17 protein-coding genes are annotated in these 22,146 nt (G+C 46.3%); 2 read left to right on the top strand and 15 right to left on the bottom strand.

Features of this window, described 5'->3' with window-relative positions; translation table 11 throughout:
* Nucleotides 1-29 precede the first annotated feature (29 nt).
* Nucleotides 30-1,577: an alanine/glycine:cation symporter family protein gene (locus tag GXP65_RS18500; RefSeq protein ID WP_045370392.1), complete on the top strand. Its 1,548-nt coding sequence runs from the start codon at nucleotides 30-32 to the stop codon at nucleotides 1,575-1,577.
* 128 nt (nucleotides 1,578-1,705) lie between these two features.
* Here the strand turns inward: GXP65_RS18500 and GXP65_RS18495 are convergent, their stop codons facing one another.
* The 5 genes from GXP65_RS18495 to guaB all read right to left on the bottom strand — a co-directional run bounded on the left by GXP65_RS18495 (nucleotide 1,706) and on the right by guaB (nucleotide 9,214).
* Nucleotides 1,706-2,299 (bottom strand): GPR1/FUN34/YaaH family transporter, encoded by a 594-nt coding sequence (locus tag GXP65_RS18495; protein WP_005424684.1) that lies wholly within the window; start codon nucleotides 2,297-2,299, stop codon nucleotides 1,706-1,708.
* Between the two features lie 182 nt (nucleotides 2,300-2,481).
* Entirely contained in the window at nucleotides 2,482-4,182 is a 1,701-nt protein-coding gene (locus tag GXP65_RS18490; protein ID WP_050909250.1) for a chitinase, read from the bottom strand.
* Between the two features lie 200 nt (nucleotides 4,183-4,382).
* Nucleotides 4,383-5,906 carry a Na+/H+ antiporter NhaC family protein gene (locus GXP65_RS18485; protein WP_162093448.1) on the bottom strand — a complete coding sequence of 508 codons (1,524 nt, stop codon included), beginning with the start codon at nucleotides 5,904-5,906 and terminating at the stop codon, nucleotides 4,383-4,385.
* Between the two features lie 164 nt (nucleotides 5,907-6,070).
* Complete coding sequence (guaA, locus tag GXP65_RS18480) at nucleotides 6,071-7,624, bottom strand: glutamine-hydrolyzing GMP synthase (RefSeq protein ID WP_005447693.1); 1,554 nt, start codon at nucleotides 7,622-7,624, stop codon at nucleotides 6,071-6,073.
* Between the two features lie 126 nt (nucleotides 7,625-7,750).
* A complete protein-coding gene (gene guaB / locus GXP65_RS18475) occupies nucleotides 7,751-9,214 on the bottom strand; it encodes an IMP dehydrogenase (protein ID WP_162093447.1) in 1,464 nt (487 codons plus the stop codon).
* A 231-nt stretch (nucleotides 9,215-9,445) separates the two neighbouring features.
* Between guaB and xseA the strand changes: the two genes are divergently transcribed.
* On the top strand, nucleotides 9,446-10,777 hold the full coding sequence (gene xseA, locus GXP65_RS18470) for an exodeoxyribonuclease VII large subunit (RefSeq protein ID WP_045397159.1): 1,332 nt from the start codon (nucleotides 9,446-9,448) through the stop codon (nucleotides 10,775-10,777).
* Here the strand turns inward: xseA and GXP65_RS18465 are convergent.
* The 10 genes from GXP65_RS18465 to GXP65_RS18420 form a co-directional block, all read right to left on the bottom strand.
* Nucleotides 10,770-10,994 carry a zinc ribbon domain-containing protein gene (locus GXP65_RS18465; RefSeq protein WP_010446190.1) on the bottom strand — a complete coding sequence of 75 codons (225 nt, stop codon included), beginning with the start codon at nucleotides 10,992-10,994 and terminating at the stop codon, nucleotides 10,770-10,772. The genes xseA and GXP65_RS18465 overlap by 8 nt on opposite strands.
* Before the next feature lie 72 nt (nucleotides 10,995-11,066).
* Nucleotides 11,067-12,071, bottom strand: coding sequence for a sensor domain-containing diguanylate cyclase (locus GXP65_RS18460; protein ID WP_079402550.1), 1,005 nt, complete (start codon nucleotides 12,069-12,071; stop codon nucleotides 11,067-11,069).
* A 294-nt stretch (nucleotides 12,072-12,365) separates the two neighbouring features.
* Nucleotides 12,366-13,235: a metal-dependent hydrolase gene (locus GXP65_RS18455; protein WP_047482233.1), complete on the bottom strand. Its 870-nt coding sequence runs from the start codon at nucleotides 13,233-13,235 to the stop codon at nucleotides 12,366-12,368.
* 93 nt (nucleotides 13,236-13,328) lie between these two features.
* Nucleotides 13,329-14,825, bottom strand: a complete 1,497-nt coding sequence (gene der / locus GXP65_RS18450; RefSeq protein WP_038890727.1) for a ribosome biogenesis GTPase Der — start codon at nucleotides 14,823-14,825, stop codon at nucleotides 13,329-13,331.
* 181 nt (nucleotides 14,826-15,006) lie between these two features.
* Entirely contained in the window at nucleotides 15,007-16,167 is a 1,161-nt protein-coding gene (gene bamB / locus GXP65_RS18445) for an outer membrane protein assembly factor BamB (RefSeq protein WP_005424650.1), read from the bottom strand.
* Between the two features lie 12 nt (nucleotides 16,168-16,179).
* The gene (locus GXP65_RS18440) at nucleotides 16,180-16,794 is read right to left on the bottom strand and encodes a YfgM family protein (RefSeq protein ID WP_005424701.1); all 615 of its coding nucleotides are present in this window, start codon (nucleotides 16,792-16,794) and stop codon (nucleotides 16,180-16,182) included.
* A 125-nt stretch (nucleotides 16,795-16,919) separates the two neighbouring features.
* On the bottom strand, nucleotides 16,920-18,188 hold the full coding sequence (gene hisS, locus GXP65_RS18435) for a histidine--tRNA ligase (protein ID WP_005424690.1): 1,269 nt from the start codon (nucleotides 18,186-18,188) through the stop codon (nucleotides 16,920-16,922).
* A gap of 55 nt (nucleotides 18,189-18,243) precedes the next feature.
* The gene (ispG, locus tag GXP65_RS18430) at nucleotides 18,244-19,362 is read right to left on the bottom strand and encodes a flavodoxin-dependent (E)-4-hydroxy-3-methylbut-2-enyl-diphosphate synthase (RefSeq protein ID WP_005424674.1); all 1,119 of its coding nucleotides are present in this window, start codon (nucleotides 19,360-19,362) and stop codon (nucleotides 18,244-18,246) included.
* 5 nt (nucleotides 19,363-19,367) lie between these two features.
* Complete coding sequence (gene rodZ, locus GXP65_RS18425; protein WP_162093446.1) at nucleotides 19,368-20,333, bottom strand: cytoskeleton protein RodZ; 966 nt, start codon at nucleotides 20,331-20,333, stop codon at nucleotides 19,368-19,370.
* Between the two features lie 417 nt (nucleotides 20,334-20,750).
* Nucleotides 20,751-21,878, bottom strand: coding sequence for a bifunctional tRNA (adenosine(37)-C2)-methyltransferase TrmG/ribosomal RNA large subunit methyltransferase RlmN (locus GXP65_RS18420; protein ID WP_162093445.1), 1,128 nt, complete (start codon nucleotides 21,876-21,878; stop codon nucleotides 20,751-20,753).
* Nucleotides 21,879-22,146: the final 268 nt, after the last annotated feature.

Raw genomic sequence — 22,146 nt, 5'->3', positions numbered from 1 at the left:
CACAAACATAACAAACAGGGAAAATACTCATGCAGTCATTAGTTGATTTTCTGAATGGAATTATCTGGAGTCCGGTACTAATTTATTTGTGCCTTGGTGCTGGTTTGTTCTATTCGATCATGACGCGCTTTGTGCAGATTCGTCACTTCTTTGAAATGTGGCGCTTGCTACTTAATGGTAAGAGTTCAACCAAGGGGATTTCATCATTTCAGGCATTGGCCGTTTCACTATCTGGCCGTGTAGGTACAGGTAACATTGCAGGTGTTGCAGCTGCTATCGGTTTCGGTGGTCCAGGTGCCGTTTTCTGGATGTGGGTCGTTGCCTTCTTTGGCGCAGCAACGGCATACGCAGAATCAACACTAGCACAGATTTATAAAGAAGAAGACGAAGGCGAATTCCGCGGCGGTCCAGCTTACTACATTGAGAAAGCGATGGGTCAGAAGTGGTACGCATGGATCTTCGCTATCGCAACCATCTTTGCATGCGGTGTTCTACTTCCTGGCGTTCAATCGAACAGTATTGGTAACGCAGTAGAAGCAGCATTTGGCTCAGGTGACATGATTGAAACCGCTATTGGTACATTCAGTTTCGCTAAAATTTTCACTGGTACGGTTGTCTGTGTCATTCTTGCCTTCATCATCTTTGGTGGCGTAAAGCGCATCGCGAACTTCACTCAAATTGTCGTTCCGTTCATGGCGCTGGCTTACATCATCACCGCGTTCGTTATCATCCTACTTAACATCGGTGAGATTCCACGCATCGTTGGCATGATCATTGGTGATGCATTCACGCCGATGGCTGGTATTGGTGCTGCGATTGGTTGGGGTGTAAAACGTGGTGTTTACTCTAACGAAGCAGGCCAAGGTACGGGCCCTCACGCAGCGGCAGCAGCAAGTGTTGATCACCCAGCACAACAAGGTCTAGTTCAGTCGTTCTCTATCTACATCGATACGCTGCTAGTATGTTCTGCAACCGCGTTTATGATTCTTATCACTGGTGCTTACAACGTACAAGGTGCGGTGGAAGGAACATTCCTCGTACAAAACCTACCAGCAGACATCGGCGCGAATGGTCCAGTATTTACGCAAATGGCGATTGAAAGTGCCCTACCTGGCGTTGGTAAACCATTTATTGCTATTGCACTGTTCTTCTTCGCTTTCACAACGATTCTGGCTTACTACTACATTGCAGAGACCAACATCGCGTACATCCGCCGTACGTTCAAAGTTAACGGCTTAATGTTCGTCTTGAAGCTCGTGCTTATCACAGCCGTATTCTACGGTACGGTTAAGACAGCCAATCTCGCATGGGCAATGGGTGATGTCGGTGTTGGTCTAATGGCATGGCTGAACATTGTCGGTATTCTGATCATCTTCTTCATGTCGAAACCAGCCCTAAAAGCACTCGCTGACTACGAAGAACAACAAAAACGCGGTGTGACTGAATACACATTCAACCCTGTAGCACTGGGCATTAAAGGCGCGGATTACTGGGAAGAGAAGTACAAACGTAAGACAGGCAAAGCACCAACTGCGGACAGCGATGCAACAGAAACGGTAGAGCAACCATCTACCTAATGCTTCACTTAGCGTCCTCCCCCAACAGGTTGGCAGGTATATAAGAAAAAGCAGTGGTCCGAATAACGGACATTAAAAAAGGGTTAGCCAGTGGCTAACCCTTTTCTTTTGCATTCAAATCAGAGCGATTAAGCTGCGATTTCTTGCGTTGCAACTTGAGGCTTTTGCTTTTCGCCGATTGGAAGCACTGTACGACCGTATTCGTTGTTCAGTACTTGAGCCATTGCAAAGTAGATTGCGCTCGCGCCACAGAAGATACCTTCGAAGCCTGCGATAGTGCCGATAAGTGTGCTGCCAGTGAAGTCACGTGCCGCAAGTAGGAAGAACAGGATAGTAAGAGAACCAAACACAACTTGCTTCGCTACTGGGTAACATAGAGAACCAATAAACATGAAGCCAGTGAAGATACCCCATAGTAGTAGGTACCAACCCATGAAGTGTGCTGGGCTAGCTGGTAGGCCCATGTATGGCATTACGATTAGACCAACTAATGTTAGCCAGAATAGACCGTATGAAGTAAACGCAGTTGTACCGAAAGTATCACCACGTTTGAAGCACATCATGCCAACAATAACTTGGCTAAGACCACCGTAGAAGATACCCATTGCTAGGATCATTGAGTCAATTGGGAAGAATCCTGCGTTATGGATGTTAAGCAGAATCGTGGTCATACCGAAACCCATTAGGCCTAGCGGCGCTGGGTTAGCCAGTTTAGTAGACATGTAAGCGTACCTGTTTTCAAAGATGTTGATAAAAATTGCGCGCGAATTTTAATGGACAAAAAATCAAAAGAGAAAAGACGTTATTGAAAACTTAGATTGCATAAACAGGCAAGCAAACGAATAAAAAAAGACCCTGCTAAAAAGCAGAGTCTTTATAGTTACTTAGACTATTTATTGTTCAATTACTGGCAAGAGATCTCATCCCAGAACCAATTGCTCTGAGTTGGCGTTTCCCATACTCCTGGGCCATTTTTCGCAATAAAGCATTTACCTTGATAAGTCACTTTGTCGCCATTCGCTACTTGAGTGACACCCGGTTCCCATGCAATAAAGTCACCCGATACTGGTGGTTCAGGTTCTGTGACTGGTGGCTCTGTCACAGGCGGTTCAGTAACAGGAGGCTCAGTGACCGGTGGTTCTGTTGCTGGCGGCTCTGTTGGTGTACCTGAAACTAACTTCCAAGGGTCTCCTTTCGTAGGCTCATTGCCTTGTGACCACCACTTCGCTTCATACACAGCACCTTGGTAAGAAACTTGATCACCCGTGTTGTATACCTTGCCTGAATCCCAAGCAGCGATACCATCCACTGGCGGATCAACCGGATCGACTGGATCTAATTTATCGACAACGCGAACTTCAGGCCAACCAGCATGAGATTGGTAGAAGTTGGTAACACATTTCTCGTAATCACCAGCAACCAGTGCCGAATACGCGGTTTGGAAACCAACCAACTCACATTCAAATGAGTGACCGCCCGGGCGATCTGAGTAGTATTTCCAGTTACCATCCCAGTTGGTGTAAAGCACGTCAGTCGCGCCGTTAAGGTTTAAGCTACCGTAAGGCGTTTGTTGCCAACAGGTATTGGTTTCATCAGCTTCGATAGGAATTTGATAGTGCGCCGCTAGACCTTCCCAGTAACGAATGCGGTTAACTGGCTGACCTTTGTCTTTGTTCTGCTCACCACACTCTATACCGCCATTGATGACGTTGATCGTAGTACCAAAGCCGTAACCAATGCCCGCATCAATTTCACGTTGCGATGGTACCCAAGTACGATCAATCACGTGCAGCATTGCTGGTTTTGGCGCTTGAGGGGTTAAGAAGAACCAAATTGCAGAAGCTAGGTTCAACCATGAGTCAGCGACTAAGCCCGGATTTTTCAACAATACCGATGCATCGCCATCAAACATCACTTCAGAGAACGCGCCGTAGTTAAAGTGGTAAGAAAGCTGTTTTGCACCACGACCAAAATATCCCTGACCAGGCTCACAAGGCCAACGCTTGTTTTGCCAATCGTTCTGACCACAGCCTGTCGTGTAGCCTTCTTGACCTTCAGACCACCCCATTTCACGCACGTGAACCAATGCTTGTTGCCACTCTTCCAGTGCAAGCGGGTTGTCCGATACGTTATCAACCGCAATGTGGCCACCGGTTTCCTGAGCAAAGTGCGCGAATGCTGTCACGATGGATTTCTTACAAATCGCGTCTGAATCACGCCCGTCTGTATACTCACCACAGAATGCAGGGAACTTACCAATCGCGCGTAGGAAGCGAGTATATGTGTACTCTGGTGCAGCCATCTGAGTTAAGAAGTCCCACTCAGATTCAGGAAAAACACGCTCAACACGTTGAACGTTTTCTGGGTTACTTGCTGCGCCTGGGACAATCGCTTCAACAACCGTATTTGGACGAGTCTCTAGCGCTTTTGACCAGATAGCATACATAGGGTCAGAAGTCTTACTTTGCTCCATAGCTTGGATGTCGCCACGAGCAATCACGTAACCATTTGGGTTTTGTGGATCAGGTTGGATATTCATGCTGGCATGAGCTTGTGCAGCAAGTACACAACCTAATGCAAGAGGCAGATGTTTGAGTGCAAACATGTCTAATCTCCGTATTGAACAATACAATATATAAGGAATAACTAGACACATAGTGGATCATGTATAAAAAACGCCGAGCGGAGTGAATTAATTCTGCGACGCAAATTTCATAAATAAATACTGTTACACAGCGAGTATCACAAAAACTGTTACCTCGACTCAAAAGAAAACGGGGGATAATCCCCCGCTCTCATTTATTGCTATTGCTCTGCTATTACTTGCTCTGACATGAGTGAAGATTGCTGCTTAGAGAGCACCAAATAAATGGCAAACTGCGCCACTATTGCCACCAGCACAATCAAAGGAGAAGCCATTACCCCTGCAACAAGGAAGCTTGTCAGGGCGATAGCGCCGTTGAGTACCGCATAAGGCAACTGGGTTCTAAAGTGCTCATACTGCTCACAACCCGCACCAGTCGAAGACAAAATGGTAGTTTCCGAAATTGGCGAACAATGATCACCAAATAAACCACCAGATAACACCGCACCGATACACACCAGCAATGGCGCATCAATCGCGACTGCGGTTGGTATGACCAATGGCATCATGATGGCAAAAGTCCCCCACGACGACCCTGTGGCAAAAGAGATAATACCCGCCAATAAAAACGCCACGGCAGGCAATAGCCAGTATGGGAAGCCAGCTTGTGCTTGCTCTGCAATGTAGGCCGCAGCGCCCAGCTCTTTACCTACGGAGCTTAATGCCCAAGCCAGCACCAAAATCACAGCAACAGACATCATGTTCGACATCCCTTTTAGGTAAACCTGAATGCCATCAGAGAGCTTTCTCACGCCATAAAACGCCATCAAACTAATTAGGGTAATTGCAGCAAAGAAATACGCCGACGACAATGCAGCACGGAAGGTGGAGCCTGCCACTTTCTGAAATGGAAAACCGTGAGGAACCAATATTGAACAAAGCACAACTAGCATGACGATCAGCGGTGCCCAAACAAAACTTGTTTTTGCATTTTTATGCTCAAACACATTTAATGAATCTTGCACTTTTCCAAAATCAGAACCTTGCTCGGCAAGCTGCTCGGCTTTCGCCATCGGACCAAAATCCAGTTTGAAGAAAGAGACAATCGGCACAATCGCGATCGCTAAAAAGGCATAAAACTGATAAGGAATCGCGCCAATAAAGGCATCCCAATCACTGATACCCACGCCTAGTGCTGCGAACTCTTTCTGAATCAGTCCCATAATGTAAACACCCCAACCGATGAAAGGAATTAGGATAGCAACAGGTGAAGAAGTGGAATCGATGATAAAGGCAAGCTTCTGGCGAGAGACTTTCAGTTTATCAAAAAGAGGACGAAAAACAGGGCCGACAATCAACGGCGTACCAAGGTCTGAAAAGAAAATAACAACGCCGCCAAACCAAGCAGAAAGCTGTGCTTGGCATTTACTGGCAACCCACTGTGTGACCTTTTTAGCGAACGCCACGCCACCGCCAGATTTCTCCATTAGAGCAACAAAGCCACCAATGAAAACCAAAAGAAGGATGACGCCCGCGTTGTAACTGTCAGTCAGTTGCGGCAACAGGTAACTTTTCATCAGCGCGTTAAACGAATCGAGCGGACCTTTGTCAACGAATGTGCCTTCTAACATAGCCACACCGCTAACAACGCCGGCAAAAAGACCGACGACAACGTTTCTTGTGGTTAGCGCAAGAACTAACGTAATAATGATGGGGATGAGGGAGGTAACTTCTGCCTGTTCCATAGCAATACCAACTTTAATATTTAAACACTAAAAATGAATATACATTCAATAATTACACATGTATATATCTGCTAATAAAAAAGTTGAGATCTGCGTTCACACTTTTCAGGCATAAAAAAACCAGCCCGAAGGCTGGTTTTCAATTTGGTATATCTAACAGGAAATTATTCCCATTCGATTGTCGCTGGTGGCTTACCAGAGATGTCGTAAACCACGCGAGAAATACCGTCAACTTCGTTGATGATACGGTTAGAAACCTTACCTAGGAAGTCATATGGTAGGTGTGCCCAATGCGCAGTCATAAAGTCGATAGTTTCTACCGCACGTAGAGAAACAACCCAATCGTACTTACGACCATCGCCCATTACACCTACAGAGCGAACTGGTAGGAATACCGTGAACGCTTGAGATACTTTGTTGTATAGGTCTGCTGCGTGTAGTTCTTCAATGAAGATAGCGTCTGCACGGCGTAGCAAGTCACAGTACTCTTTCTTGATTTCACCAAGAACACGAACACCTAGACCAGGCCCCGGGAATGGGTGGCGGTAAAGCATGTTGTACGGAAGACCAAGCTCTAGACCGATCTTACGAACTTCATCTTTGAACAGCTCACGTAGTGGCTCAACAAGACCCATTTCCATGTCATCTGGAAGACCGCCCACATTGTGGTGTGATTTGATCACGTGCGCTTTACCAGTCTTAGATGCAGCAGATTCGATAACGTCTGGGTAAATCGTACCTTGAGCTAGCCATTTCGCATTTTTCAGCTTCTTAGACTCTTCATCAAATACGTCTACGAATACGTGACCGATTGTCTTACGCTTCTCTTCTGGATCCGACTTGCCTTCAAGTGCTTTTAGGAAACGTTCTTCAGCGTCAACTTTGATGATGTTCAAACCAAATTGGTCGCCGAACATATCCATTACTTGCTGACCTTCGTTTAAACGAAGAAGACCGTTATCTACGAATACACACGTTAGCTTGTCGCCGATTGCACGGTGAACCAGCATCGCAACTACCGATGAATCAACACCACCAGATAGACCTAGGATAACTTCGTCGTCACCTACTTGCTCTTTAATACGAGCAACCGCGTCTTCGATGATAGATTCAGAAGTCCACAGACGCTCACAGCCACATACGCCAAGAACGAAGTTCTCTAGCATTTGTAGGCCGCCTTTCGTGTGCGTTACTTCTGGGTGGAACTGTACGCCGTAGTACTTCTTCTCTTCGTTCGCCATTGCTGCGTACGGACATGTGTCTGTCTCACCGACTTTCACGAAGTCAGCAGGAATTTCTACTACCTTGTCACCGTGGCTCATCCACACGTCTTGAGTTAGCTCAAGATCTTTAAACAGTGCAGATTCACCAGAAACTTTAACTTGTGCGTAGCCGAATTCACGTTCAGTAGAACCTGCTACTTTACCACCTAGCTGCTCAGCCATAGTTTGCATGCCGTAACATACACCTAGAACTGGCACACCAGAGTCAAATACATATTGAGGAGCGCGTGGAGAGTTATCTTCCGTTACGCTTTCTGGACCACCAGATAGGATGATACCGTCTGGATTGAATTCACGAATATCCGCTTCTTCAACGTCCCAGCTCCACAGTTCACAGTAAACACCGATTTCACGTACACGGCGCGCTACTAGCTGAGTGTACTGAGAACCGAAGTCCAAGATCAGAATACGTTGGTCATGAATATTTTTAGTCATTTTGAGCAGTCTTATAAGCTAGGTTATTAAAACGGAGGCGAGTGTACTCGCCTCTTATTAATGCTTCAAGGAAAAAAGCAAACGTTTACGTCGGGTATATAGGTTTTATTTTTACAACAGTAAAAATTAACCGCGACGGTAGTTTGGCGCTTCCTTAGTGATTTGAACGTCGTGTACGTGTGATTCAGCCATGCCCGCACCTGAGATACGAACAAATTCAGCTTTAGTACGCATATCTTCAATCGTTGCAGAGCCAGTAAGACCCATGCTTGAACGTAGACCACCCATTTGTTGATGTACGATTTCTTTTAGACGACCTTTGTATGCAATACGACCTTCGATACCTTCTGGTACTAGCTTGTCTGCAGCATTGTCAGACTGGAAGTAACGGTCAGATGAACCTTGAGACATCGCGCCAAGAGAACCCATACCACGGTAAGACTTGTAAGAACGACCGTTGTAAAGAATCACTTCACCCGGTGCTTCTTCTGTACCTGCGAACATTGAACCAACCATCACACAAGATGCGCCTGCTACGATTGCTTTACAGATATCACCAGAGAAACGGATACCGCCGTCAGCGATAACTGGAATGCCGAATGAGTTCGCCACTTCTGCTGCGTCTGCGATTGCTGTTACTTGAGGAACACCAACGCCCGTTACGATACGAGTTGTACAGATTGAACCAGGGCCGATACCCACTTTCACTGCACTAACACCCGCTTCGATAAGTGCTTTAGCACCAGCACCTGTCGCAACGTTACCGCCGATGATGTCTAGATCTGGGTAAGCAGCGCGAGTTTCGCGGATACGGTTTAGTACACCTTCAGAGTGACCGTGTGAAGAGTCGATAAGTAGAACGTCAACGCCCGCTTCAACTAGAGCAGCAACACGCTCTTCGTTACCAGCACCTGCACCAACGGCTGCGCCAACACGAAGACGACCGCGCTCATCTTTACATGCGTTTGGTTTACGCTCTGCTTTGTGGAAGTCTTTCGCAGTGATCATACCGGTTAGTTGGAACTCATCGTTCACAACCAATACTTTCTCAACGCGTGCTTCGTGCATCTTCTCTTGCACTTCTTCACGAGTTGCACCTTCTTTTACTGCTGCAAGGTTTTCTTTTACTGTCATTACTGAAGACACTTTCTTAGAAAGGTCAGTAACAAAGCGCACATCACGACCAGTGATAATGCCTACAAGCTCGTTGTTCTCTGTGATTACAGGGAAACCAGCGAAGCCGTGTTTTTCAGTTAGCGCTACCACGTCAGCGATTGTCGCTTCAGGGTTTACCGTTACTGGGTCAGAAACAACGCCAGCTTCAAACTTCTTAACTTTACGAACTTCAGCAGCTTGCTGCTCAATAGACATGTTTTTGTGGATAAAGCCAATGCCACCCTCTTGCGCTAGCGCGATAGCTAGACGAGCTTCAGTAACAGTGTCCATAGACGCTGAAATCATTGGGATGTTTAGGGTGATGTTCTTGGTCAACTGAGTGCGAAGATCAGCTGTGTTTGGGAGAACAGTGGAGTGAGCTGGCACGAGTAGTACGTCATCGAATGTCAGCGCTTCTTTGGCAATTCTTAGCATTTGCAATATCTCACAATTAGAGGAGTAAAAAGACAATCCAATCTCATCGTTTCGCATAATGAGGGTAACCAGTTTTAGGTTGTTGGCTACATTTGGATTAGATATTGCGGAGGGATTATACGGTTAACGCAATCGCTTGACCACAAATTTTTTAATTTTTTTCTTGCAATTACCCCCTTGATATGTATTATATTGCCGCTAATTTCCATACTCACGTCTACGGAATTAGCTGTGCTCTCCCAGACCAATCAAAACATCTTCACTGTTTCTCGTCTCAATGCCGAAGTGCGTCTGCTGCTCGAAAACGAAATGGGGATCGTCTGGCTTGTCGGAGAGATATCCAACTTCTCAGCTCCCGTCTCTGGTCACTGGTACCTCACTCTTAAAGATTCTCGCGCTCAAGTTAAATGTGCCATGTTCCGTGGTAACAATCGTCGCGTCACTTTCAAACCTGCTAACGGTAATCAAGTTCTAGTTAAAGCACGTCTGTCTCTGTATGAGCCGCGTGGTGACTATCAATTGATTATTGAAAGCATGCAGCCAGAAGGCGATGGTCGTCTGCAGCAAGAGTTCGAAGCCCTTAAGATGAAACTGGCAGCAGAAGGTTTGTTTGCTCAAACTAATAAGCAGCCTTTACCTGAGCACCCAAAACGCGTTGGTGTGATCACCTCAAAAACCGGTGCAGCACTGTACGACATCTTAGACGTATTGAAACGTCGTGATCCTTCCCTACCCGTGGTGGTTTACCCAACCATGGTGCAAGGTGAAGAAGCCGCGATTCAAATTGCGCAGGCAATCGGCCGTGCAAACAGTCGTGACGAATGTGATGTATTGATTGTTGGTCGTGGTGGCGGTTCGTTAGAAGACCTTTGGTGCTTTAACAACGAAATCCTTGCTCGCACTATTGCTGCAAGCCAAATTCCGATCATCAGTGCCGTTGGTCATGAGGTTGATGTGACAATTGCTGACTTTGTTGCGGACATGCGAGCGCCGACGCCATCAGCGGCGGCTGAATTGGTAAGCCGCGATAACAGCCACAAAGATCAAGCTTTGGTGACTCGCCAACATAAGCTAGCCAGTGCAATGCGTTACTACCTAGCGCAACAAAAGCAGCAATCGGCTCAACTGATGCACCGTTTAGAGCGCCAGCATCCAAGCTATCAATTACAGCGTCAGACGCAACAACTTGATGAGTTGGAGATGCGCCTGCAACGCGCAATGCAACGATTTATCACGACACGCCAACAAGCGGTGGAGCGTAAGCATCATCGCCTACAACTGAACTCACCTGTAAAACGCTTGGCAGAGCAGAAATCGAAGCTTGATCGAGTCGAGCAAAAATTGCTGGATGCGATGGACCGTAAGTTACTGACCATGCGCCATCAACTGGCAATTGCAGCGGAGAAGTTAGATACGGTAAGCCCACTGGCAACGCTAAAACGTGGTTACTCGATTACTCAAACTGAGCAAGGTCAGGTTGTTACCCAGGCGAAAGATGTAAAAACGGGCGACGTATTGGTCACCCGCTTATCTGATGGTGAGCTTCGCTCTACCGTTAACTGATTTTTTGAAACTCAAATCGAACTCGTGATTTCGATTTGAGTTCATTACAACTGTTGCAAAAGTAGTTTGCTGCACCACAAGCCTGTAGTTTCTCCAATTCAGCGTCGCAATCTGGACAAAATCCCACCTTCTTATAATCCGACTCACACTTATTGCAATGGTATTGCCCTGTCCATTCCAATTCGATGTCGCATGTTGGGCAAATATTCGGTTGCATGGTTACCCCTAAAAAAACGCAATTCATTGACTTACAGTCTAATCATAAGCCAGCTTAGTGCCTTGATCTTAATCACGCTCGTTTGGCGCGTTTGTTCTGATACATAGCAACATCGGCTTGTTGAATAAGCTGCTGTAATACTGCTCGCTCACTGGCAGTACTGCAAGCAGCACCAATACTGGCTTTTACTTTATACTCTTCAAGTTGACACACTTGGTTAAGCTCATCTTCTAAGCGCTCGACAAAAGATTGATAAGTATGCTGGTTTGGGAAACAGCAGAAACCAACAAACTCATCGCCACCATACCGCCCTATTACGGAACATGAGCGAAACGCCTGCTTCAAGTACTCAGCCACTAGCACCAAGACTTGGTCACCTGTCTCATGACCAAAACGATCATTGATGTACTTAAACTCATCAATATCAACAAAGAAACATCCAACCACAGCATTGCGACCACATTTACCGTTAATTTTTCGGTCAACTTCCGTCAATAACGCTCGTCGATTGAAACAGTGCGTGAGTGGATCTCGACTGGCATGAAAATGCAGTTGTTCTTCTAAACGATACTTCTCTAATGCTACCGCATACAAAGCAGCCAACATTTCGAGCACTTCGAGCTCATAGGGATGCGGCTCAGAAGGCGTATTGCTGTATACAGCGAATGTCCCCAACACATAGCCATCCGAAGCAATGATCGGAACAGACCAACAAGCCCGGAGTTGAGCCTGCTGAGTCAGTTCAAGGAAAGGTGCCCAGTTAACATGGTGATCGATATCGCTGACAACGACGGTTTGCTTCAAAAACGCGGCAGCGCCGCATGAACCGATTTGCGGCCCAATCGCAACCCCTTCAATCGCTTGATTGTAGAAATCAGGTAAATGCGGGGCAAATTCCAAATGCAATGTGTTGGTATCGGGGTGCAATCGTAAAATGGAAGCTTGCCTCTTCCCAAATAGGCGTTCACTTAACTTGATAACTTCATGATTGAGACTATCGCGTTCCATTCCCAGAGCAAGCTTACCTAAAAGACGATTGACTGCTCGGTGAGCATCTAACAGTCTATCTTTGTCCATTGTGGTGTATTCACATCGTTATTATGTTTGTTAGCCTGCAATATAATAAATCTATAAATATGGCACAGGTAACTAAATCACAATATACGAACGCGACACTATAAAAGATCGTATGCTGATCTTCGGATATTTCCCTTTTGATCAGCGATCACCCCCTAAAAGAATATTTATATAACCACATACCGAAAGCATAAGTTACATATTCTGTCCTTCAATTTAAAACAGAACTAAAAACTACAAGTTCAATTTAAAACCAAACAAAACAGGATTTAATAAAAAGATCAGAATCTAAATTTAGCGTATTACATCAGTGTGCATTTCAATTGTCTGTGGGTCTATTTCCACCAGTGTTACTTGGATAGAACCAAAGTCACTTAAATGGCTCGCATGCGTTCCCCCACAAGGGATGACCGCGATTTCACCTTCACCTAAATCACACTGCCAGTAACGTGAATCGGTAAGGTGCTCACCATGACAATCGATGGTGATCGCCATGTCTCTTTTTAGCCAATCTTCCAACAGAACATTCACCTGTTGTTCGATGCTTTTCAAGTCAGACAGCATATCTGCACTGTTTAGCCCTCTTTTACGAAGAGTTTTGCCTAAACGATAGGTATCCAGACATTTATCCGGGGTAACAAAGCTGGTCTCTTGGGCGTAGCTATTGAAATCGTAATTACCGTGTGGGTCTTTGCGGTCAGCGTCTTTACGCCAATAGTTTTGCGCTAGCACCTTATTGAGCGCAAGGTATGCAATGTGCCCTGCGCTATGTCCACGGCTTAACGACAACTGGTACTCTTTGTCGACTTCCAATAATGCAGTATCACCAACCTTAATAGCATCAGTTCGTGACAATACGTGCACCACCACAAACGCCCATCCTTCCGTATCGCGTTTTACAGGAATTGCTGTACCGACATGCAATTCTCCACTTGCAAGCTCTACCGCTCCAACTTGGCAATCCGCTACTTCATAGCTTATGCCCTTGATAGTGAGCGTACCTTTGTCTGCTGGATGATCAGGCCAAATGTGGCTGACAGGATGGAAAGGTGTGATTTCTGTAAGTACATAAGTCACTTCTTCTGTAGAGTGAACAAGTTGCACTGGCGCTTCCAGTCGCCAAGTTTGATGACAGAAGCGCGTCTTGGTAGCTGTGATGGTCATGGTCTTCATACTTTAATACATTGCTTAGAACAAAATTCTGCTGATAAAAAAATACCCAAGTCGAAACTTGGGTATTCATAAAATCTTAGGCGATTACTTGTTGCGGTTCTTCACTGCAGACATCATACGCTTGCGCTTACGCTCTTGAGATAGCGTTAGCTTGTTTGTACGGTTCTCGTACGGGTTGTCGCTGTTCTGGAAGTTAATACGGATTGGTGTACCCATGATTTCCAGAGACTTACGGAAGTAGTTCATCAAGTAGCGCTTGTACGAATCTGGTAGATCGCGAACCATGTTACCGTGAACAACCACGATTGGTGGGTTGTAACCACCCGCGTGCGCATACTTCAGCTTAATACGGCGGCCACGAACCATTGGTGGTTGGTGATCGTCTGTTGCCATCTTCATGATACGAGTCAGAACAGAGGTACCAACACGTGTCGTTGCCGACTTGTACGCTTCTTGAATCGATTCGAACAAGTGACCAACACCTGTACCGTGAAGCGCAGAGATAAAGTGAATGCGAGCGAAGTCAACGAAACCTAAACGGCGGTCGAGTTCTTTCTTCACGTTCTCTTTCACTTCGTTATCTAGACCATCCCACTTGTTCACTGCTAGTACGATTGAACGACCAGCATTCAATGCGAAGCCAAGTAGACTCAGGTCTTGATCAGAAATGTTTTCACGTGCGTCGATAACCAATAGAACTACGTTTGCGTCTTCTACGGCTTTCAGTGTTTTAACAACTGAGAATTTCTCTACTGTTTCGTTGATACGACCACGGCGACGTACACCAGCAGTATCGATCAATACGTACTCACGACCATCACGTTCCATTGGAATGTAGATTGAGTCACGCGTAGTGCCTGGCATGTCATATACCACAACACGCTCTTCACCAAGAATACGGTTTGTCAGTGTTGATTTACCAACGTTTGGACGACCAATGATCGCCAGTTTGATTGGCTGGTCTTGCAGACGTTTGAACTCTGCTTCTGCGTCTTCTTCGGTGTAATCTTCAACCGCTAGCTCTTCATCTTCGAACTCAGTCAGATCTTCAATCTCACCTTCTTCAGATTCACTTGCCAGCAGATCATCAAAGAATGGCGCTAATGCGCGTTCTAGCAATGCCGTCACACCACGGCCGTGTGCTGCAGCAATTTGGTACATATCGTCAACACCAAGTTGCCAGAAGTCGGCACAAGCTGCATCGGCATCAATACCATCGATCTTGTTTACTACCAGCATTGCTGGCTTTTCGATTTTGCGCAGGTGCGCAGCAATCGCTTCATCCGATGGCGTTAAGCCAGCGCGACCATCAACAAGGAATAGTACTACGTCAGCTTCATCAATCGCAGCGAGCGATTGTTCTGCCATCTTCGTTTCTACGCCTTCTTCTGTGCCATCAATACCACCGGTATCGATAACGATAAATTCGTGTTCTTCACCAAGGCGAGCTTGGCCATATTTACGGTCTCGCGTTAGGCCAGGGAAGTCCGCAACCAACGCGTCACGTGTGCGTGTCAATCGGTTAAATAGTGTAGATTTACCTACGTTCGGACGCCCTACTAGAGCAACAACAGGTACCATAACAACCTCTACAATAATCTTTCTTCTGTAGTTATAGGTAACGACTTGCTCGATGCCAAATCAAACCAGCTTTTTACCTATAACCACGTCAGGAATAACGGTTAATAAATAATAATTTCAAACAACAAAACGGCTCCTAACTGTTACCAGCCAGGAGCCGAATGTGAATTATATCACGATATTATTCGTTAATGGTTAGTTTCTTTACATCGCCATTGCGAGTTGTAATCACGTAACCATCAGACAATAACGTCGGACCAACAGCAAAACCACTGTCATCGACATATTGTTGTGCAACGAATTCGCCCGTTGAGCGATCGATCCAGTGTAGGTAACCCAATGTATCACCCACCACTAGGTAGTTATCAACGATAACTGGAGCAGTAAGCTGACGGTATTCCAGCTTGCTGTTTTCCCAAAGCTCAGTACCGCTGCGAGCATCGACTGCCACTACATGATCTTTCTCAGTGATCACGAAAATACGGCTACCATCTGTCGCGATATCGTTCGCCGATGAGTAGTTGCGCTTCCAAATTGGGTTTGCGCTGCGTAAGTCGATAGCAATAAGCTGACCGTTATAACCGATGGTGAAAAGAGTGCCACCTAGAACAACCGGTGAAGAATCTACGTCTACCAGACGATCGATTTCCGTTGCACCTTTTGGTGTACCTACTGGTTGTTGCCAAATAAGCTGACCACGTTCAACAATCGCTGCCGCCAGTCGGCCGTTTGCCGTACCCCAGAATACACCACCACCGATCGCCGTTGGCGTGCTATCGCCACGTAGCGTTAGGTTTGGTACTTCGGTACTCAGTGCCCAGCGTTGTTCACCCGTGCTTTCATCTAACGCAATCAACGTGCCACGGCTCGTGTTTACGATGATCATGCCCGAATCCGCAACCGGTCGAGCTAGAACTTCACCACCAACTTCGATACGCCAAATGATTTCACCAGTTTCTTGGCTAAGCGCAATAACTTCACCATTTTCAGAACCGATGTACAGGTTACCGTAAGCGGCAGTGATGCCACCAGAAAGACGCGCAATCACATCTTCTTCTAGGTCAATTTGCCATTTTTGCTTACCGTTTTCTGGATCCAGCGCTTTAACTAGACCATCACGGCTTGCAACAAACAAAGTGTCATTTGCCACAACAGGCGACAGTTTTGAGAAATAGTGCCCTACGCCATCACCAATCGACGTCGACCATTTCGCGCTTGGCGTAAACTCGCTGTCTACCTGAGGTAGTGGAGCCATGACAATGGTATCTTCCTCGCCAGCACAACCAGCTAGGATTCCCACTGTTAATGCCCCTAACAAGGCTTTCTTAAAGACTCTTTTCATCCAATGCGGTCCTTATTTCGCCAAGTCGTCCAATTTCATTTGTAGCGTTGGGCTAGCGTCTGCAGCTTGTTGAGCTTCAGTGTACGCTGCGTATGCTGCTTCTTTGTCACCTTGACGAAGAGCGATATCACCACGCAGCTCAGCAATACGACCAGTCCATGCTGCATCAGTCACTTTGCCTAACTCAGCGTTTGCTGCGTCAAAGTTACCCATTTCAGCTTCAATGCGCGCAATACGGTAGCTGATAAGTGGAGATAGCGCGGCATCTTTGGTGTTGCTTTGAGCCCATTTCAGTTGCTCAAGTGCAGCAGAAAGATCTTTCGCATCCACTTGTACTTTCGCTAGTTGAAGTGCTGCAAGTACTGAGTACTCTTTAACTTCGTTTGAGTCGATGAACGCTTGAATGTCCGCTTGTGCGTCTGCACCTTTGGTTTGCAGAGCGTTCATTACTGTTGTGTAGCTTTGAGAAGCTGCTTCACTCGCCTGAATCACAGAATCCTGGTAGTAACGCCAGCCAAATAGACCACCTAAACCAACAACCGCACCGATGATGACGGCTTTGCCGTTTTCCTTCCACCAGTCTTTAATGGCTTCAACTTGTTGTTCTTCAGTATCGTAAAGTTCCACTTCCTGTCCTCTTAAAACATGTAAATGACAGCGAGGCTGCCATTGTTCCTATTTCGTCGAAAGGCTCCTATCTTGGGAGCCTTACTATTACGAATTAGGATTTAATCTTTAGCTTATTAAAAGACTTAAATCAGTGCTGCGATCTTCTCAGCAACTTCTGCTTGGTTGTAAGTCTCTTGCTCACCACCCACCAAGTCTTTTAGTACTACGGTGTTTTCTGCAACTTCATTTTCGCCCAGAACCAATGCTACTACAGCACCCACTTTATCTGCGCGCTTAAACTGTTTCTTGAAGTTACCACCACCGAAGTGGCTCATCACGCGAACGCCTGGGATTGCTTCACGAAGCTGTTCTGCTAGCTTCATACCCACCATCATTGTGCCTTCGCCTGCTGTCACAACGTAAACATCTACACTGCGACGAACGTCTGTTAGCTCTAGTGTTTCTAGCATCAGTACAAGACGCTCTAGACCCATAGCAAAGCCAACAGCTGGTGTTGCACTGCCGCCTAATTGCTCTACAAGACCATCGTAACGACCACCGCCACATACTGTGCCTTGAGCACCTAGGCTCTCAGTGATCCACTCAAATACCGTGCGGTTGTAGTAATCCAGACCACGAACTAGACGCTCGTTAACTGTGTATTCGATACCTGCAGCGTCTAAAAGTTCACATAGACCTGCGAAGTGTGCTTTAGATTCTTCACCTAAGTACTCAGAAAGACGAGGTGCATCACCTAAAATAGCCTGAACGTCCGGGTTCTTCGTATCTAGAACTCGCAGTGGGTTCGTGTGCATGCGACGCTTACAATCTTCGTCTAGCACATCGATATGTTGCTCAAGGAATGCAACCAGTGCCGTGCGGTAGTCTGCGCGGTCTTCTTGAGAACCGATAGAGTTAAGCTCAAGACGAACATGCTCATTGATACCCAACTCACGCCATAGACGTGCTGTCATCATGATAAGCTCAGCATCAACATCTGGACCATTTAGACCGAACACCTCAACACCACACTGGTGGAATTGACGGTAACGACCTTTCTGCGGACGCTCGTGGCGGAACATTGGGCCCATGTACCATAGACGTTGTTCGTCGCGGTTAATCAGGCTGTTTTGAATACATGCACGTACACAACCCGCCGTACCTTCAGGGCGAAGTGTTAGGCTGTCTCCGTTACGATCATCAAAGGTGTACATTTCTTTTGAAACGACATCTGTCTCTTCACCAACCGCGCGGCTGAATAGGTTTGTTTCTTCAACGATTGGCATGCGCACTTCGTTGTAGCCGTATGCGCTCACAGTACTTTTTACTGCGTTTTCAAGTTTCTGCCACAGCGGAGACTGAGTTGGAAGGCAGTCGTTCATGCCTCGGATTGCTTGGATTTTCTTTGCCACAATTATTACCGTCGCTTAGTAACTCGAGCACACTTAGCGTGCTCAAGCTATGAGATTAATCTTCTTGTTTGATATCGATGCGGTTAGCTTGGTCTAATACAGACGCTTTCGCACGGATTTTCGCTTCTAGCTGGTTCACTAGATCATCGTTGTCGAAACGCTCTTTCTGACGTTTGCCGTCTTCGTAGAATGCGCTCTTCTTGTTGCTGCCAGCTAGGCCTAGGTGTGAAACCTCAGCTTCACCAGGGCCGTTTACGACACAGCCGATGATAGACACATCCATAGGTGTGATGATGTCTTCTAGGCGCTCTTCCAGTGCGTTCACTGTATTAATCACGTCGAATTCCTGACGTGAACAGCTTGGACAAGCAATAAAGTTGATACCTCGTGAGCGAATACGCAGAGACTTAAGAATATCAAAGCCAACTTTGATCTCTTCTACCGGATCTGCCGCCAACGAGATACGCAGCGTATCACCGATGCCCTCAGCCAAAAGCATACCAAGACCAACCGATGATTTCACTGCACCAGCACGAGCACCACCCGCCTCGGTGATACCAAGGTGCAAAGGTTGGTCAATCTGTTTGGCCAATAGACGGTATGAATCCACCGCTAGGAACACATCTGACGCTTTCACACTGACTTTGAACTGGTCAAAGTTAAGACGGTCTAGATGATCCACGTGACGCATCGCCGACTCGACCAATGCCTCTGGCGTTGGCTCACCGTATTTCATCTGCAGATCTTTTTCCAAAGAACCGCCGTTTACACCGATACGGATAGGGATGTTTTTGTCACGGGCACAATCAACAACAGAGCGAATACGCTCTTCGTTACCGATATTGCCTGGGTTGATACGCAAACAATCAACACCGTACTCGGCCACTTTCAAGGCAATACGGTAGTCAAAGTGAATGTCCGCAACTAACGGCACAGACACTTGCTGTTTGATGAGCTTAAAGGCTTCCGCAGCATCCATAGTAGGAACAGAAACACGTACAATGTCTGCACCCACTTTTTCTAATGCTCGGATTTGTGCGACTGTGGCTTCCACATCAGTCGTGCGAGTGTTTGTCATTGACTGTACTGCAATTGGTGCACCATCACCAATTGGCACATCACCCACATAAATACGCGTCGATTTACGACGAATAATTGGAGATTCGTGTTGCATAATATTTATAACGGTAAAGTGAATCTAGCTACTTTGCCTGAAGTATACCCAGAAAGGTCGACAGGTTCACTTGCAAATGTCATTGTGACGCCTTCAGGTGCGCCTAATATCACTTTAAACGGTGCTTTTCCGGCAAGTTCTACGTCTTGGCCCGGTTTCCGAGTACCGCTTACTAACGTTTTGCCATTCGCGTCTTTGACTTGAATCCAGCAATCCGCTTTGAATTTCATAGTTAGCAGTGTCATGCCTTCTGGCACAACTGGGGCTGCTGGTTCTTCTGCCTCTTGCGCATCTTCAATCACCGCGACAGGTTCTTGAGCGGCTTCTTCTGTCACTTCTGCCGCTACTGCAGCAACGACTGGCTCAGTCACATCACCCGCCGCACTCATCGCCGTATCAGCCTCAGAAACCACGGTTAGCGCAGCCGATACTGGCGCAATCTCAGCAGGAGTGCTGGCAATAAGCTCATCGGCACTCATTTGATCGATGTCTGCATCATCAGCAACTTGCTCTGTTTCAGCAGTTTCTGTACTTAACTGCGCAAGGCTGTTTTCTTGTTGGTTCTGCCACCACCATGCCCCCGAAATACCGGTGATCACGATAGCAATCGCCCAAGTGAGCAACATGATGCGGCTGTTGTGTTTCTCGTGTTTGGTTTTACGAGAGAAACTCTGCATCTCTGTCTCTTGTGGCTTAACATGCACTTCAGATGTCTGCTCTAAAGCTGCCAAAACAATCTTTTCATCAAGGCCAACAAGCTTGGCATACGAACGCAAATAACCACGTGTAAACGTTGTTACCTGTTGCTCTTCAAATCGATTGTTTTCAATGTCTTCAATAACAGAAACGCGAAGTCTAAGGCGATCAGCAACGTGCTTCTGAGTCATGCCTAGAGATTCGCGTTTGTTTTTAAGTAACGTGCCCGCTTCCATCGAAAGTGGCACTTCATTCGTATTTTCGTGTTCTGTCATAATGGCGGTATTTAATCTGTTTGGTGGCTAACGCAGTTATTTATTTTCGTTTTTGTTCTAATTAAGCCTTACTTAAAGATAGCTAGCCTAAACGCGTTAACCAAAATAATCTTTTAGAAATTCTCAGTAGTCAGAGTAAGAATGCTCGTTTTGCAATGGTTCAGCAAAGCGTATTGGAAAAATACTGAGAATCGTCAGTGTCGTAGTTTTATTTCACTTACCATGATAAGCGAATGTTTAACGAAGACAAAAACTCTTTGCTCTCAAATTAACAGATAGCTCAAGCTTTTGTCCAAAAATTGACACAGTAACGCGAAATAATCGCCGATACGATTGTCAGTGTCAGATTACATTCCACCTTCGAAAAACAAAATAGCCAGAGCAAAAGGCTCTGGCTATTTTTCTATTCTTTGCGAATTACACCGCTTTTACGTCGATGGTTTCTGCACCACGTGCTGCTTTTAAAGCTGCGGTACGTTTTGTGCGGTCAATAACATCACCAACCAACTGACCACATGCTGCATCGATATCATCACCGCGCGTTTTACGAACCGTTACTGTGTGCTCGTATTGCATTAGCGTTTTCTGGAAACGGTCAATGCGCGAGTTACTTGGCTTCTTGTAAGGAGAACCTGGGTACGGGTTAAACGGAATCAGGTTGATCTTACATGGGGTATCTTTCATCAATTCAGCCAATTCACGTGCGTGGTCCATGTCATCGTTCACATGATCAAGCAGTACGTACTCAACGGTTACTTTACCGCGGTTCGCATTTGAAGACGAAATGTAACGACGAACAGACGCTAGGAAGTCTTGGATATCCCAACGGTCGTTGATTGGCATGATTTGGCTACGTAGTTCGTCGTTTGGCGCGTGTAGAGAAATCGCCAATGCGACGTCGATTTTGCCCGTCATCTGATCAAGACCAGAAACCACACCTGAAGTTGATACGGTTACACGACGTTTAGAAAGACCGAAACCCAGATCATCAAGCATGATTTCTAGTGCTGGGATTAGGTTCTTCATGTTAAGAAGTGGCTCACCCATGCCCATCATCACTACGTTAGTGATTGGACGACGGCCTGTTTCTTTCTGCAAACCGATTTCACGTGCTGCACGCCATACCTGACCAATGATTTCAGATACTTTTAGGTTACGGTTGAAGCCCTGTTGTGCTGTTGAACAGAACTTACATTCCAACGCGCAACCTACCTGAGAAGACACACATAAGGTTGCTCGGTCATCTTCTGGGATGTAAACCGTTTCTACGTCTTGGTCACCTACCTTCATCGCCCACTTGATTGTGCCGTCTGAAGAGTGCTGAGCTTCTGCCACGGTAGGTGCTTTGATTTCACACTTGTGCTGCAGTTTTTCACGTAGCTTCTTGTTGATGTTCGTCATGTTGTCGAAGTCATCAACACCGAAATGGTAGATCCACTTCATAACCTGATCAGCACGGAACGCTTTTTCGCCTAGCTCATCCGCGAAAAATTGACGCATGCCCTTGCGATCAAAGTCGAGTAGATTGATTTTTTCAGTGGTCATGTTGCCTCTCAATGACTGAAACAAGAATAAGGGCGCGAATTGTACAGCCTTTATGCAGCTACAACAAGGGCTGTAAGACCCTGACTTCGCTAAGGCATTAAAATCTTAATGATTAAATTTTAGCCAATTATTCTTCTTCACTCTTTCTGAGTAACGGATAATAAAAATGTATGGTCCGCCCCGTTATTGCAACTACAATTTAGTAATAACGGAGTTGGTTTGCGCTAATGTATTCGGAGTCCACGTTGGGAACATTAACTTCCCCCTC

Origin of the sequence: Vibrio sp. LB10LO1 (assembly GCF_010092875.1) — a bacterium.
In the GTDB taxonomy this organism is placed as follows: Bacteria; Pseudomonadota; Gammaproteobacteria; order Enterobacterales; family Vibrionaceae; genus Vibrio; species Vibrio campbellii.
Note: the sequence above shows the minus strand (reverse complement) of the source record. Positions and strands in the feature narration are given on the sequence as shown.